Annotated in this window: 17 protein-coding genes; 15 read left to right on the forward strand and 2 right to left on the reverse strand. The window is 69.8% G+C overall.

Translation table 11 applies throughout. The features are described 5' to 3' along the window. Positions 1-7 precede the first annotated feature (7 nt). Complete coding sequence (gene mutL / locus NDI85_RS08440; protein ID WP_310915496.1) at positions 8-2,146, reverse strand: DNA mismatch repair endonuclease MutL; 2,139 nt, start codon at positions 2,144-2,146, stop codon at positions 8-10. A 129-nt stretch (positions 2,147-2,275) separates the two neighbouring features. Between mutL and NDI85_RS08445 the strand changes: the two genes are divergently transcribed. Continuing rightward, positions 2,276-2,440, forward strand: coding sequence for a hypothetical protein (locus NDI85_RS08445; protein WP_189000608.1), 165 nt, complete (start codon positions 2,276-2,278; stop codon positions 2,438-2,440). A 75-nt stretch (positions 2,441-2,515) separates the two neighbouring features. Continuing rightward, positions 2,516-3,772 (forward strand): HAD hydrolase family protein, encoded by a 1,257-nt coding sequence (locus tag NDI85_RS08450; protein ID WP_189000605.1) that lies wholly within the window; start codon positions 2,516-2,518, stop codon positions 3,770-3,772. Positions 3,773-3,778: 6 nt separating this feature from the next. Here the strand turns inward: NDI85_RS08450 and NDI85_RS08455 are convergent, their stop codons facing one another. After that, a complete protein-coding gene (locus tag NDI85_RS08455) occupies positions 3,779-4,387 on the reverse strand; it encodes a DUF4397 domain-containing protein (protein WP_310915497.1) in 609 nt (202 codons plus the stop codon). Positions 4,388-4,538: 151 nt separating this feature from the next. On the opposite strand from NDI85_RS08455, the gene NDI85_RS08460 reads away from it, so the two are divergent. The 13 genes from NDI85_RS08460 to NDI85_RS08520 all read left to right on the forward strand — a co-directional run bounded on the left by NDI85_RS08460 (position 4,539) and on the right by NDI85_RS08520 (position 13,431). Continuing rightward, on the forward strand, positions 4,539-5,048 hold the full coding sequence (locus tag NDI85_RS08460) for a hypothetical protein (RefSeq protein ID WP_166968226.1): 510 nt from the start codon (positions 4,539-4,541) through the stop codon (positions 5,046-5,048). Between the two features lie 86 nt (positions 5,049-5,134). Continuing rightward, positions 5,135-5,734, forward strand: a complete 600-nt coding sequence (locus NDI85_RS08465) for a class I SAM-dependent methyltransferase (protein WP_310915498.1) — start codon at positions 5,135-5,137, stop codon at positions 5,732-5,734. A gap of 61 nt (positions 5,735-5,795) precedes the next feature. Further along, a complete protein-coding gene (locus tag NDI85_RS08470) occupies positions 5,796-5,966 on the forward strand; it encodes a hypothetical protein (protein ID WP_310915499.1) in 171 nt (56 codons plus the stop codon). A gap of 77 nt (positions 5,967-6,043) precedes the next feature. Beyond that, entirely contained in the window at positions 6,044-6,541 is a 498-nt protein-coding gene (locus NDI85_RS08475; RefSeq protein WP_310915500.1) for a hypothetical protein, read from the forward strand. 96 nt (positions 6,542-6,637) lie between these two features. Further along, positions 6,638-7,498: a ribonucleoside-diphosphate reductase gene (locus NDI85_RS08480; RefSeq protein WP_310915501.1), complete on the forward strand. Its 861-nt coding sequence runs from the start codon at positions 6,638-6,640 to the stop codon at positions 7,496-7,498. Then, positions 7,495-8,478 (forward strand): NADPH:quinone oxidoreductase family protein, encoded by a 984-nt coding sequence (locus NDI85_RS08485; RefSeq protein ID WP_310915502.1) that lies wholly within the window; start codon positions 7,495-7,497, stop codon positions 8,476-8,478. Before NDI85_RS08480 ends, NDI85_RS08485 begins: the two co-directional genes overlap by 4 nt. Before the next feature lie 250 nt (positions 8,479-8,728). Next, on the forward strand, positions 8,729-8,974 hold the full coding sequence (locus NDI85_RS08490) for an acyl carrier protein (protein WP_189000583.1): 246 nt from the start codon (positions 8,729-8,731) through the stop codon (positions 8,972-8,974). Position 8,975: 1 nt separating this feature from the next. Continuing rightward, positions 8,976-10,193 carry a beta-ketoacyl-[acyl-carrier-protein] synthase family protein gene (locus NDI85_RS08495; protein WP_310915503.1) on the forward strand — a complete coding sequence of 406 codons (1,218 nt, stop codon included), beginning with the start codon at positions 8,976-8,978 and terminating at the stop codon, positions 10,191-10,193. A gap of 1 nt (position 10,194) precedes the next feature. Then, positions 10,195-10,656 (forward strand): 4'-phosphopantetheinyl transferase superfamily protein, encoded by a 462-nt coding sequence (locus tag NDI85_RS08500; protein ID WP_310915536.1) that lies wholly within the window; start codon positions 10,195-10,197, stop codon positions 10,654-10,656. 27 nt (positions 10,657-10,683) lie between these two features. Then, complete coding sequence (locus NDI85_RS08505) at positions 10,684-11,631, forward strand: ACP S-malonyltransferase (RefSeq protein WP_310915504.1); 948 nt, start codon at positions 10,684-10,686, stop codon at positions 11,629-11,631. Next, a complete protein-coding gene (locus NDI85_RS08510) occupies positions 11,631-12,374 on the forward strand; it encodes a 3-oxoacyl-ACP reductase family protein (RefSeq protein ID WP_310915505.1) in 744 nt (247 codons plus the stop codon). The genes NDI85_RS08505 and NDI85_RS08510 overlap by 1 nt, the downstream gene beginning before the upstream one ends. A gap of 170 nt (positions 12,375-12,544) precedes the next feature. Then, positions 12,545-12,937 (forward strand): hypothetical protein, encoded by a 393-nt coding sequence (locus tag NDI85_RS08515; RefSeq protein WP_310915506.1) that lies wholly within the window; start codon positions 12,545-12,547, stop codon positions 12,935-12,937. 77 nt (positions 12,938-13,014) lie between these two features. Beyond that, on the forward strand, positions 13,015-13,431 hold the full coding sequence (locus NDI85_RS08520; protein ID WP_310915507.1) for a hypothetical protein: 417 nt from the start codon (positions 13,015-13,017) through the stop codon (positions 13,429-13,431). Positions 13,432-13,468 lie beyond the last annotated feature (37 nt).

Here is a 13,468-nt window from a genome sequence, read left to right on the forward strand (position 1 = left end):
CGCGTCGTCACTCGCGCCGGCCGCCGTGGCCGGGGTAGTCCCGCTCGAATCGGTCTTCGAGTTCGCTCCGGTCGAGTTCGATGACCGTCGGCCGGCCGTGCGGGCACGCGTAGGGGTTGTCGCAGTCGTCCAGCGCCGCCAGCAGGTCCCGAACCGACCCCTCGGTGAGCGACGTGTTGCCGGTAACCGACGGGTAACACGCGAGGTCACCGAGGAGTTCGTCGGCCGCTTCCTCGACGGTGGTCGCGGCCTCGCTCTCGCCGCCGACGAACGCGCCCAGCACGTCCCGGACGATGTCCGGCCCGGCGGCGTCGGCGATGACGCCCGGCAGCGTGCGCACCTCGACGGTTCGCTCGCCGGTCCGGGCAGTGTGGAAACCCAGACTCGCCAGCGCGTCGCTTCGTTCTTCGAACACGGCGGCCTCGCGGGCGGTGAGTTCGAGGTCGACCGGGTCCGCCAGCGCCTGTGTCGTCGTCTCGCCGGCGAACTCGGCCTGCAGGCGCTCGTAGTTCACGCGCTCGTCGGCCGCGTGCTGGTCTATCAGGACGAGGCCGTCGTCGGTCTCGGCGACGACGTACGTCTCGTGTAACTGCCCCAGCACCCGCATCGACGGGAGCGTCTCGTGGTTCGTCTCGGGTTTCTCGCCGAGTCGGGCCTGCTCGTGGCCCCCGGAGAACTTCCGGGCGGGCGGTACGTCTTCGGTCGGCGAACCGCCGGGCGTGCCGGACCCGCCGGCCGCCTCACCTGTCGAGCGGGATCGGTCGTCGGACGGCGGCGTCGCCGTACCCGTCTCGCCGCCGCTCGTCTCGGCACGCTCGTCGGCGGTCGAGCCGTCGTCCCCGGCCGTTCGACCCGAAGCGGTGGTGTCGCCGGCCGTCGAGGTGGTGCCGTCACGCTCCGTCGCCCCCGCGTCGGCGGGCGTACTGACCGCGTCGCCCGCCGCCGTCGCCCCGTCCGACCGGTCGTCCGGTCCACCGCGAGACTGTCCCGCCGAGGTGGACGCGTCGGCACTGCTCGACCGCGACGGCGATATCTCCGTCTGCTCGGGCTGTGAGCGGCCGCGCGGGGCCGACGAGCGGAGCAGTCCCTCGCGCAACAGCGCGTCTTCGACGGCGGTACGGACCTGCTCGCGGACCCCCTCGTCGTCGGCGAACCGGACCTCCATCTTCCGCGGGTGGACGTTGACGTCCACGTCGCCCGCCGGCACGTCCAGAAAGAGGACGGCGAAGGGGTAGCGGTCCGGCGCTATCTGGGTGCCGTAGGCGTCGACGACGGCGTCGTGGGCCGTCTTCGCGCGCACGTAGCGGCCGTTGACGTACGTCGAGAGGTACTCCCGGCCGGCGCGGTTGGTCTCGGGGTGGGAGACGAGGCCGGAGACGCCGTCGAGTGGCCCGTCCGGCAGGTCGTCGCCGCCGCTCTGCGGGTCGCTTTGCTCCCCGCTTCGCCGGTTCCCGGGGCTGGCGCCCGCGCGGACCGCTATCATGGCTTGTGCCACCTCCCGCCCGTAGACGGACAGCACCGTCTCGCGCAGGTCGCCCTGCCCCGTCGTGGCGAACGTCTCGCGGCCGTCGTGTTCGAGGGTGACGGCCACGTCCGGGTTCGCCAGCGCGTAACTCGTCGCGATGGTGTTGACGTGGGCGAACTCCGTCGAGGCCTGCTTGAGGTACTTCCGGCGGGCGGGGACGTTGTAGAACAGGTCGTCGACCGCGATGGTCGTCCCCTCGGGGCATCCGGCGGGATTCACCGCGGTCACCTCACCGCCCTCGACGACGAGTTCGGTGCCGACGTCGCCCCCGCGTGGCCGGGTCGTAATCGTCAGGCGCGAGACGGCCCCGATGGCGTGGAGGGCCTCGCCGCGGAAGCCCAGCGTCCCGACCCCGCCCTCCAAGTCGGCGATGTCCCGAATCTTCGAGGTGGTGTGTTGTTCGACGGCGCGCTGGACGCTCTCGCGGTCCATCCCGACGCCGTCGTCGGTCACGCGGATGCCCTCGGTGCCGCCCCCTTCGACGGCCACCGTGACGCGGTTCGCGTCGGCGTCGACGGCGTTCTCGACGAGTTCCTTGACCACGGAGGCGGGTCGTTCGACCACCTCGCCGGCCGCGATGCGTTCGACGGTGCGCTCGTCGAGTTGCTGAATGTCGGTCATGGCGTCCCCCGCATTGTCGTTGCCCTGCGGTAACGGACGGGGCGACTTGAGACTGTCTCCAGCGAGTGTCGGCTAGCATATGGAAATAGTTAACACTCCACAGCCCCCATCCTCGTCCGGTGAGCCCCAATGTGCCACCACAGAGGATACAGCCCGGATTGGAGCCGTGACCGCGCTGACGAGAGGACCGGCCCGGACGAGGAGCCGTCGGAAGAAGCGGAGATACCGTCGTTCCTCAACGACGAGGAGACAGACGTCGAGGTGCTGACCGACGGCGGCGACGAAGAGCCATAGCACACACCGTTTTTCGAAGACGGCGAACCGTACAGTCAAGTGGACGGGCAGCGACAGGCCGGTCGACAGAGACAGATGGAACAGTACGACCAGCTCTATCGCCTGTACGAGACTGCAGACACCGAGACGCTGCGGGCCTATCAGGAGTTCGTGGACCTCTTGCCACCGCTCAGCTCCCCCGTTGCACTGGACCAGTGGGACGACGCTCGCGACGAACTGGACGAACGGAAGAGGAACATCGCCGAAGAGTTCCCCGCCACCGGGGAGACGTACGCCGACTTGGCCGCCCGGCTGACCCGCGAGGAGGCCTTTACCGCGCTCGACCTCTTCTCGAAGTACGACCGGTCGGTGAACGTCCTCGTCTTAGACGTCGACGAGACGCTCCGGTCGGCCGGCGACACGGACAACGAGATTCCACGCGACACCTTGTACCTCCTCACCGAGTTTCAGGAGCGCGGCATCCCCATCGTCGTCTGTACGGGCCAGACCTTAGAGAACGTCAAGGGGTTCATGATTCAGGGACTCGGTAACGAAGTGGTCTCCTCGGGGTCGCTGTCTATCGTCTACGAGTCGGGCAACGGCGTCTTCACGCCGAAACACGGCGCACAGACCAAGCAGTTGCTGTACGAACGACTCGACGACGAGGTGGTCGACGTCTTCGACGCCGTCCGCGGACGCGTCCTCTCGGAAGCCCCGGACGACGTGAGCCACGGGACGCACCTGCAGGGCAACGAGTTCAACGTCACGCTCAAGCCAAACGCCGAGGTGGGCAGCGACGCCGCCGTGGAAATCATCGACGAGGCGCTCTGTTACCTCTGTGGACTGGTCGGTGAGTGCGTCGCCGAAGCCGTCGGCGTCGACGTCGCCGACCCCGCCGCGCTCGCTCGCACGTACTTCTCGCGGGACCCGGAGATTCAGGCGGTCTTCGAGACGGCGGGGCTCTCGACCGACGCCGACCTCGACGACGCGCCGTCGGCACTGCTCGACCTCTTCGAACGCGTCGACCTCGGCTACTACGAGGGCGACGCCGCCGAACTCGTCAGTCTGGAACTCGATAAGTCCGCCGGCGTCGAACAGGCCTTCGAGGTGCTGGGCATCGACGACCCGTTCGCGCTGGTGATGGGCGACAGCAAGAGCGACCTGCGGGTGATGGAGTGGATCGCCGAGAACGACGCGGGTATCGCCGCCGCCCCGGACCACGCCTCGAAAGCGGTCTTAGACCACGTCCGGGCCCACGACGACCTCGTCTACGAGGCCGGCGAGGCGAGTTCGGTACTCAACATCGTCTACGGACTGGACCTCATCGCACGGCTGAACGAACGACGGTCCTGAACCCGCTCACTCCTCGGGCGCGACCAGTTCGACCGCGTCCGCCTCGACGACGGCGGCGAACGTCCCGGCTTCTAACTGCCCGAGGGCGATGGCCGAGTACGCGGTCCCGCCGTCGAAGGTGATGCCGTCGAGTTCGAAGTCGACCCGGCCGCGGTCCGTCGGCCGGAACGAGAGGTCGTAGGTGCCCGCCTCGACCGGGCGGTACTCGCTGGCCTCGCGGAAGTCGACGGCCTCGGCCACCGACGACGTCTCGCCGACGTCGAGCGAGATACTCGGCGCGTCCGGCGACGTGTGGACGAGTCGGACGTGTGCCACGTTCGGGGGGATCTCGCTGCTGTCGTCACGCAACGCGGTGGCTTCGATGTCGGTTATCAGCCCCGTCGCCAGCACCGTGTACGCGGCGTCCGGCGACAGCGTGACGGTCGTCTCGACGACGGTAGCGACACTCCCCGCGGGCGCGATGGCAACCTCGTGATCGCCGGAGTCGACGGTCGCGTAGTCGCTCAGTGTCGCGTACTCGACCTCCGTGAACCGCGTCGTGCCGTCGACGCTGACGTCGACGTTCGGCGCGTCCGGACAGCAGTGCCCGATGCGCAGTAGCGTACTGTCTGCCATTGTATCCACACCGGCTGGGCCGACGCTATCGGCGAGTTTCGTTATGAGGCTGATAGGTCCGCGGTAAGGCCGGGAAACCGAACACACCCCGAACCTACCGTGACACACGCTACCACAGAACAGTTAGACGGCTCGCCGCCGTAGCCCGACCATGAGCCTCGAACAGGTGTTCGGGCAGGTTCCGGACCCGACGTCTCACTCGTTTCCGGAGTACACGCTCAGTCAGGGCGACCCGGTACGGCCGGTGGCGGTTACCGACGAGGAACTGTCGGTGTTGCTCTCGCTGTACGAGCAGTTCGCTGCCGTAGACCCCAGCGGCGTCGAGTCGAACCCGTTCCTCCGGGCGACGAGTAGCTTCCTCGAACAGACGTTCGGGACGACGCTCAAACGGCCAGACGAACAGTTACACGACGACATCGCCGCGATGCTCAACGACTTCTCGGACGACCTCGGCGGGCAGTCCATGGGCGTCGTCGACGCCACGCCGGCCCACCACCGGACGCTGTATTTCTTCCTGACCAGTTGCAAGGCCTACCACGTCGCACCGCACCTCCGGTTTGACCCCGACGCGGACGCCGTCCAAACGCTGTACGACGTCTACGAGCGCGTGAGCGAACAGGAGTTCTACCTCAAGCGCCCGAAGTCCGTACTGGAGAGCTAGCGCTCGACGGTCGGGCGAGACACGAAGAGCGGTCCGTCGTCGGCAGTCCCCGGGGCGCTGATACCGCTTGCGTCCCAAGCGTCGGTATGGACCCCGAGGAGATACGGCGGGCGTGGGACGGCGTCGCCGAGACGTACGCACAGCGGCGGGACCCGGGCGGGTCCGACGCTGCGCTCGTCGACGACCTGCTGGCCGAACTGCCGCCGAACCCGACCGTACTGGACGTCGGCTGTGGCGACGGCGCGCGCACGCTGGCGAACCTCCCGCAGGGGAGCGTCGGCCTCGACTTCTCCCGCCGAGGGTTGGAGTTGGCGGCCGAGACGGTCCCGGCGGCGCGACTGGTACAGGGCGACATGACCGCGCTCCCGATTGCCGACGACAGCGTCGACGGTATCACCGCCTACCACGCCGTCTTCCACGTGCCGCGTGAGCGCCACCCCGAGGTGTATCGGGAGTTCGCCCGCGTCCTCCGTCCGGGCGGTCTCGTCCTGATGACACTCCCCAGCGGCCGGTTCGAGACCGTTCGCCGGGGCTGGATGGGCGGGTCGATGTTCTTCTCCGCCCCCGGCCGGCAGGCGACACTGGACCAGTTGCGCGAGGCGGGGTTCGACGAGGTGTGGACCGAGACGGCCGACGACCCGCTGGGCACGTCGACGGCGTTCGCGTTCGCTCGACTCGGGACCTGACGGCGCTCGCGGGGGTCGAGTCCGGACAAGGCATTTACCCGAGGCGTTCGATGCGACGGCCATGGTCCACTGCCCCGACTGCGAGACGGCCCTCGCCGACGAGAGCGACGTGGAGTTCGTCGAGATGGACGCCACCACCGGTTTCTTCGCCGCCTCCAAACGGTTCTACCTCGTCGCCTGCACCGAGTGTGGCGCCGCCATCGGCAGCGGCGTCGCCGGTGCGAAGGCCTGAATCGGGCGTCGTCCCCGCCGGCCGTGACGCCCCGAACCAGCGGTGCGTATTTCTAGTCGAACGCCCTACACGACAGTATGGCCCTCGACGTCTCGGTTCCGGACCCGCCGTCGCTCCACGGTCCACAGCCACGCGGTGAGTACCAAGCCATCAACGACCCGGAGGAGGAAGTCGAGGACGATTACCGACGCGAGGAGGTCGAACGCATTCTCGCCGACGGCGCGTGGCACGACGCCTTCGAGGAGTGGACGACACAGACCGGCCTGACAGCGGCCGACTTCGAGGTCGTCGTCGAACACGACCTCGTAGAGGCGTTCGACTTCTACTGGGACCCCGCCACCGACGAGGTGGGGTACCGGGCGCCGGCCCTGCCCGACGAGGCCCGCGGGGAACTCGACGCCGAGGACGTGGACGAGATAGAGTCGGAGCTGGACGCGCTCGGCCGCGTCGTCTCGGAGATGCTGGAGAACGACTACCTCCTGCGGGACGACGAGACGTTCGGCTTCTTCGATGACGATGCGCCCGAGGAGACGTTCGACTACGACGACCGGGAGCAGTCGGGCGACAGTCCGTAGCGGCGACGACCGGCGGCGCGGTCCGGCGGGCCGACGCCCACACCGCCGGCGACGGGAACGGGCACGTTTTTTCGCCCGTCGGTCGAACCCCGGCCCATGACAACAGCGGAACAGTCGACCCCGGAGCGGTACTTCCGACACGCGGTCGAACACCACTGGAGTCCCTACGACATCGACTGCTCGGCCGACCGGGCGACACTCGACGGCCTCGGACGGCGCGCGTTCACCCAGTTGCGTGCGACCGTCGCGATGTTCGGCGCTGGCGAGGAGCGAGTCACCGAGGACCTCCTCCCGTTGGCGGGGACCGTCGACGGGAGCGCGGACCAGCGGTTCGTCGCCAGCCACATCTACGAAGAAGCAAAACACGCCGCCTTCTTCGACCGCTACTGGACCGACGTGGTCCGACCGGCCGAGGAGGCGCGGGGACTCGACCCGACGGACCCGACCGCCGACCGGTGGTTCACGCCGGCCTACGAGACGGTGTTCGACCGGACGACGGCGGCGATGGAACGCCTGCAGACCGACGACACGCCCGAAAGCCGCGCCCGGGCGTACTGTCACTACCACCTGACCGTCGAGGGGGTCTTCGGCCAGACCGGGTTCCACGCGGTCGAAGCGACCTTCGGCCCGGACACCGACGGCCCGTCGCTTCCGGGTCTCGTCTCCGGGTTCGCGTCCGTACGACGGGACGAGGGACGGCACGTCGGCTACGGTGTAACGCGACTCGGTGACCTTCTTGAGCGCGGCGCGGTCGACCCCTCGCTCGTCCGGGAGACGGTCGCGAGTCTCGCGGACCCCGTCGACGCCGTCGTCGCGGAGATGGGATGGAAACACCTCCCCGGCCCCGACGCCGACGACCTCACCGCGTTCGTTGCCGAACAGCGGGAGAACCGCCTCGACCAGTTGCTGGACGAGGAGGCGACGGCGGACGCCGGGGACGCGGGGTCCTCTCCATGACCGTCCGAGCGGTCGAAGTCACCGAGTACGGCGACAGCGGCGTGCTGACGCCGAGGGAGCGACCGGAGCCCGAACCCGCGCCCGGCGAAGTCGGCATCGCGGTCGAGGCCGCGGGCGTCAACTTCGCGGACGTCGAGCAACGGCGGGGGAACTACCCCGAGGGACCGACGCCCCCCTTCGTCCCCGGCCTCGAAGTGGCAGGCACCGTCACGTCGGTCGAACGGGCGGGCGACACCGACCTCTCGGTCGGCGACCGCGTCGCGGCGCTCACGTCGAGCGGTGGCTACGCGGCGTTCGCGACGGCCCCGGTCGAGACGACGTTCCCGGTTCCCGACTCGCTCTCGATGCCGGCGGCGACGGCCCTCCCCGTACAGGGACTGACCGCGCACAACGTTCTCCACGAGTGGGTCGACCTCTCGGCCGGCGAGCGAGTGTTGGTCCACGCCGGGGCCGGCGGCGTCGGATCGCTGGCCGTCCAACTGGCCGACGCGGCGGGCGCGACGGTGTTTGCGACCGCCAGCACCGCCGCCAAGCGGGACCTCGCGTCGACGCTCGGGGCCGGCGTCACTATCGACTACACGACGACGGACGTCGCCGACGCGGTACTGGCCGAGACCGACGGTCGGGGCGTGGACCTCGTCGTCGACGGCGTCGGTGGCGAGGCCTTCTCCGCGTCCGTCGAGGCACTGGCACCGGCGGGTCGGGTCGTCTCGTTCGGGATGGCGAGCGGGTCCGTCCCCACGGTGGCGACGCCGCGCCTGTTCTTCGAGAACCAGTCGGTCGTCGGCTACCACCTCGACCACGCGCTCGAACACGTCCCCGACCGCGTCCTCGGGGCGGTCCCCTCGCTGCTCGACCACCTCTCGACGGGACGGGTCGAGGTCGTCGTCGACGAGCGCGTGCCGCTGGAACGGGCCGCGACGGCACACGAGGCGCTGGCGAACCGCGAGACGGTCGGGAAGGTCGTCCTCGAACCCTGACGACGGCGCCGACGATACGTCGTCTGGCTGTGTCTTGGCGAGAGACAGCGAGCCCCGACCGCGTCCTCGGGGCGTGTTGCGGTCCGTGCCCGCCGTTGCGCAGCCAGCCGCCCCGTTCAGTCCAACCCAGCCCGGTTGAGACGCCGACTGTGGGTGGCTTTCCGGCTGTTCACAGCTCCGAACGCGGAGCGAAACACCACCTGTCGCCGGAACCGAGACGGTTTTGAGGAGGGGTCAGGAATGGCCACATATGTCTGACACCCAAGAGATACGCGGGCGCGTACAGCGAATCGTCGCCGACCGACTGCGAGCGGACCCCGACGCAGTCGACCCCGAGACGCCGTTCGGCGGCGAGACGCTCGACGCCGAGTCGCTTGACATGGTCGAGATAGCCGAGGCCATCGAGGCAGACGTGGGCGTCCACGTCCCCGACGAGGCCCTCGAAACCGTCTCGACCGTGGGCGACCTGACCGATTACGTCGCCGACCGCGCCTGAGATGGGCCGGGACGTCGTCGTCACGGGACTGGGACTGGTGACGGCGCTCGGGGAGACGGTCGAGGCGACGTGGCAGGGCCTCCGCGACGGGACCAGCGGGGCGGGGCCGATAACCCGGTTCGACCCGGAAGCCGCTGGCATCCGCTCGAACGTGGCCTGCGAAGTGCCGGTCGACCCCGCGACCGTCCCGCCGGACGACCGGGTCGACGACCGCGTGATGGGGCGGTACGCACAGTTCGCCGTCGCCGCGGCCGCTGAGGCGGTCGCCGACGCCGGCTACGACCCCGCCGACCCGGACTGGACCCCGGAACGTGTCGGAACCAGCATCGGGTCGGGGCTGGCGGGCCTCGCCGAGATCGAGTCTGCCGCCGGGGAGCGGCCCTCGCCCTCCTTTCTCGTGAGCGCGCTGACGAACCTCGCGGCCGGGCACGTCAGCATGTGCGTCGACGCGCGCGGCCCGAACCGCGCACCGGGGACCGCGTGCTCGGCGGGGACCCACGCCATCGCCGCCGCAGTCGAAGACGTCCGACACGGGCGGGCCGACGTGGTCGTGGCCGGCGGGACCGACGCCGCGATATCGCCGCTCGGGGTCGGCAGTTTCGACTCGATGCGGGCGCTCAGCGGGCGCGACGACGACCCCGCGGCGGCGAGTCGGCCGTTCGACGCCGACCGGGACGGACTGGTCCTCGGCGAGGGGAGCGGCGTCGTCGTCCTCGAAGCCCGCGACCACGCCCGAGAGCGCGACGCGACGCCCTACGCCGCAGTCACGGGCGTCGGTCGGACCGGCGACGCCCACCACGTCACGCGCCCGGCCGAAGACGGGACGGGACTCCGCCGCTGTGTCGAACGAGCGCTGTCGGACGCGGGACGGGACCCGGCGAGCGTCGACCACGTGAACGCCCACGCCACGAGCACACCCGTCGGCGACGCCCGGGAGGCCGCCGCGCTCCGGTCGGTGTTCGACGACCCGCCGCCGGTGACGAGCGTGAAGGGCCACCTCGGGCACGCGCTGGGCGCCGCAGGCGCCATCGAAGCGGCCGTCGTCGCGCGAAGCATCGCCGAGGGGACGATTCCCCCGACGCTGAACTACGAGACGCGGGACCCCGAGTGTGCCCTCCCCGTCGTCACGGACCCGCGCGAGACGGCGACAGACGTCGCCGTGAGCACGTCGGCGGGGTTCGGCGGGACCAACGGTGCGCTCGTGTTCGAACGTGTCTGAGATGAGAGACGGGGACGTTCCCGAACAGCACGACGCGGCCGGACCCACCGTCCTCCACGGCGTCGACGTGGTGTCCATCGCCCGCGTCGCCGACCTGCTCTCGGAGTTCGGCGACTCCGTTCGCGGGCGGGCGTTCACCGACGCAGAGCGGGCCTACTGCGAGGCACGGGCCGACCCGCCACAGCACTACGCGGCGCGCTGGGCGGCCAAAGAGGCGTTCACGAAGACGCTCGCGGACCCCTCGCCGGGCGTCCCGACGGCCGCCGTCGAGGTGAAACGGCGCGACGACGGGCCACACCTCTCGCTTGCCCCCGTCGCGCGGGCGGCACTCGACGCGACGTTGGCGGAGCGGGACCGTTCGTTCGAATCGGCGGATATCGCCGTCAGCCTCAGTCACGACCAGTCGGCGGGCTACGCCGTCGGGTCTGTGACCGTCGTGGCGACAGCGAGCCGACACGACTAAGCGGCCGCTTCGACTCGCTCCGATACGATGGACAGCGACGAGTCACCGACGACGCTCGACCGGACCGCGTTCGTCTTCCCCGGGCAGGGCAGTCAGCGACCCGGGATGGGCCGGGCATTCGACGACGCGTGGCCGGCGATGCGGTCGACGTTCGACGAAGTCGACGCGGCGGTCGACGCCGACCTCCGGGACCTGTGTTTCGACGGCACCGCCGAGGCGATTCGCCAGCCGAGCGTCACGCAACCGCTGTTGCTCGCGACCGGTATCGCGACCTACGAGGGCATCACGGCGCGATTCGGCGTCGAACCGGCGGCCGTCGCCGGCCACAGTCTCGGACACTTCACCGCGCTGGCGGCGGCGGGTGCGATAGCCCCCGAAGCCACAGTTGCGCTCACCCGCGAGCGCGGCCGATGCATGGAAGCGGCGGCCGACGCCGACGGCCCGGGGACGATGGTGGCGGTCCTGCTGGCCGACCCGGACGAGGTCACCGACGTCTGTGCGAGACGCGAGGACGTGGGAGTCGCGCTGTACAACGCACCCCGACAGACCGTCGTCAGCGGCACCCGCGAGGCCGTCGCGGCGGTTCGGGAGACGCTCGACGGGCGGACGCGCGCCCGGTTCCGCGAACTCGACGTCGGCGCGGCGTTTCACTCGCCGGTGATGGCGTCGGCGGTCGACTGCGTCGAGGACGCGATGGCGGCGGTGACGCTGACAGAGGCCGAGATTCCGGTCGTCTCGGACGTCTCCGGCGAGACGTACACCGACCCGGCCGTCGCACGCCGGGACCTGACGACACAGGTGACGTCGCCGGTCGACTGGGTCACCGTCGTGGAGACGCTCCGTGACCGGGGTATCGAGCGGTTCGTCGAGTTCCCGCCGGCCGGGGTCCTCGCCTCGCTCGTCGACCGCATCGCGCCCGAGGCCGACTGCGTCGCGCTGGAGACGCCCGCCGACGCCCGGGAGGCGTTCGCGTGATGGACTTCGAGGGAGAGGTTGCGGTCGTCACCGGCGGCACGCGCGGCATCGGCCGCGCGGTGGCCGAGCGACTGGCCGCGGGCGGTGCGACGGTCGTCGCGACCTACCACGCGGACGACGCCGATGCCGAGGCGACCGAACGCTCCCTAGCGGACTACGACGCCGAAACGGCCGTCGAGCGGTTCGACGTCGCGGACCACGACGCGGTGGCCGCGGCCTTCGAGACGGTCACGGAGCGGTACGGCACGCCGACGATACTCGTCAACAACGCCGGGACGGCCGCCAACGGACTGCTCGTCCGGATGGACCCCGAGCAGTGGCGCCGCGTCCTCGACGTGAACCTCTCCGGGACGTTCTACTGCACCCGAGAAGCGGCCAGCGGGATGTTGCGCGAGGGCGACGGCGGCCGCGTCGTCAACGTCGCCAGCGTCGCGGCCCAACGAGGGTGGCCGGGACAGGCCAACTACGCCGCGAGCAAGGCCGGCGTCCTCGGGTTCACCCGCGCGGCGGCGCGCGAACTCGGCGGGAAGGGCGTCCGCGTCAACGCCGTCGCGCCGGGCTACACCGACACTGACCTGCTGGCGGAGACGAGCGGGTACGCGGAGTCGGTCGCCGAGGACACCGCGAGCGGCCGTCTCGCCACGCCCGAGGAGGTCGCGGCCGTCGTCGCGTTCCTCGCCAGCGAGGCAGCGTCCTACGTCAACGGCGAAGTCGTTCGGGTCGACGACGGACTGGCGCTGTGAGGTGACCGCCCGCATTCGCGGGTCGCTCAGACATCCGGCGGAGCGACGACGACTCGACTGCCACGGAAACGACTGCTGTCGCAGGATACCCCTCACTCGAAAACCGGATACGTCCATCACCCAGTTATATTCGTAGATTATAATTACCAGTGAGGCAATCGGTCGTTACAATGGGCGGAGACAACGGGAACGACGAGATACCGGAGATAGTAGAGTACCAGCGACGACGACACCTGCTCTACTGTCTCTGTCTGTCTTCGACACCACTGCCGCTGGCCGGCGTCGCCGACCAGCTAACGGTCTGGGAGACGGGCGACCCTCCCGACGACCGACCGGACGGACGACTCCGAATCTACATGTCCCTCTATCACGACCATCTCCCGCCACTGGTCGAGGCTGACGTCGTCGACTATCGGCAGGAGGCGGACACGGTCGACTGGGCAACGGACCCTCCGCGAAACCGCGTCGAGGCCGTTCTCGAACGGCACCTGACGGCCGACATCGGGGACCTCTTGCAGGCCGAGACCGAGACGTTCGACGACGGGAGCGACGAGACACCGTAGAGCACCCCGAGTGCAACGGCGGGACGTGAGGGCAAGTCACCGCAAGAGTGACTCGTGTGCCACGGTAACAGTCGCACATGTACCCCCGGACCGGCGACGGCGAGCGAGACGGGGCCGGACACTCCCCCCGCGCGTCGCTGGCGATCGCCGTGGCCGTTACGCTGCTCGGCGTCGGGGCCCTCGCCGGCCTCGTGTACGCAGAGGTGACAACGACGGTCACGAGAGTGGCCTACGAGGACTACCGCGCGGGGTGTGCTGACCTCGCCGGGCAGACCCGCCTCGTCGATGGCGGCCTCGGGATACGCGAGATAACGCTGAACGAGACGCACGTCAGGCGGTGTGAGAACACGACCGACGAGGAGTACCGACAGCAGCGCCGCCAGTCGCTCCAAACTGCTCCCATCGGACTGGCCCAGTGGTTCTGGTACGGCAGTATGGGGGCACTGTTGACCGGTGGCGGCGTCCTCCTGCTTCGGCGTGAACTGGGGTCGTAGCGGCCGACGGCGACACGCGGAGCGTCCGAAGAATGCT

The sequence above is a fragment of the Haloarcula sp. S1AR25-4 genome, assembly GCF_031624555.1.
Classification (GTDB): Archaea; Halobacteriota; Halobacteria; order Halobacteriales; family Haloarculaceae; genus Haloarcula; species Haloarcula pellucida.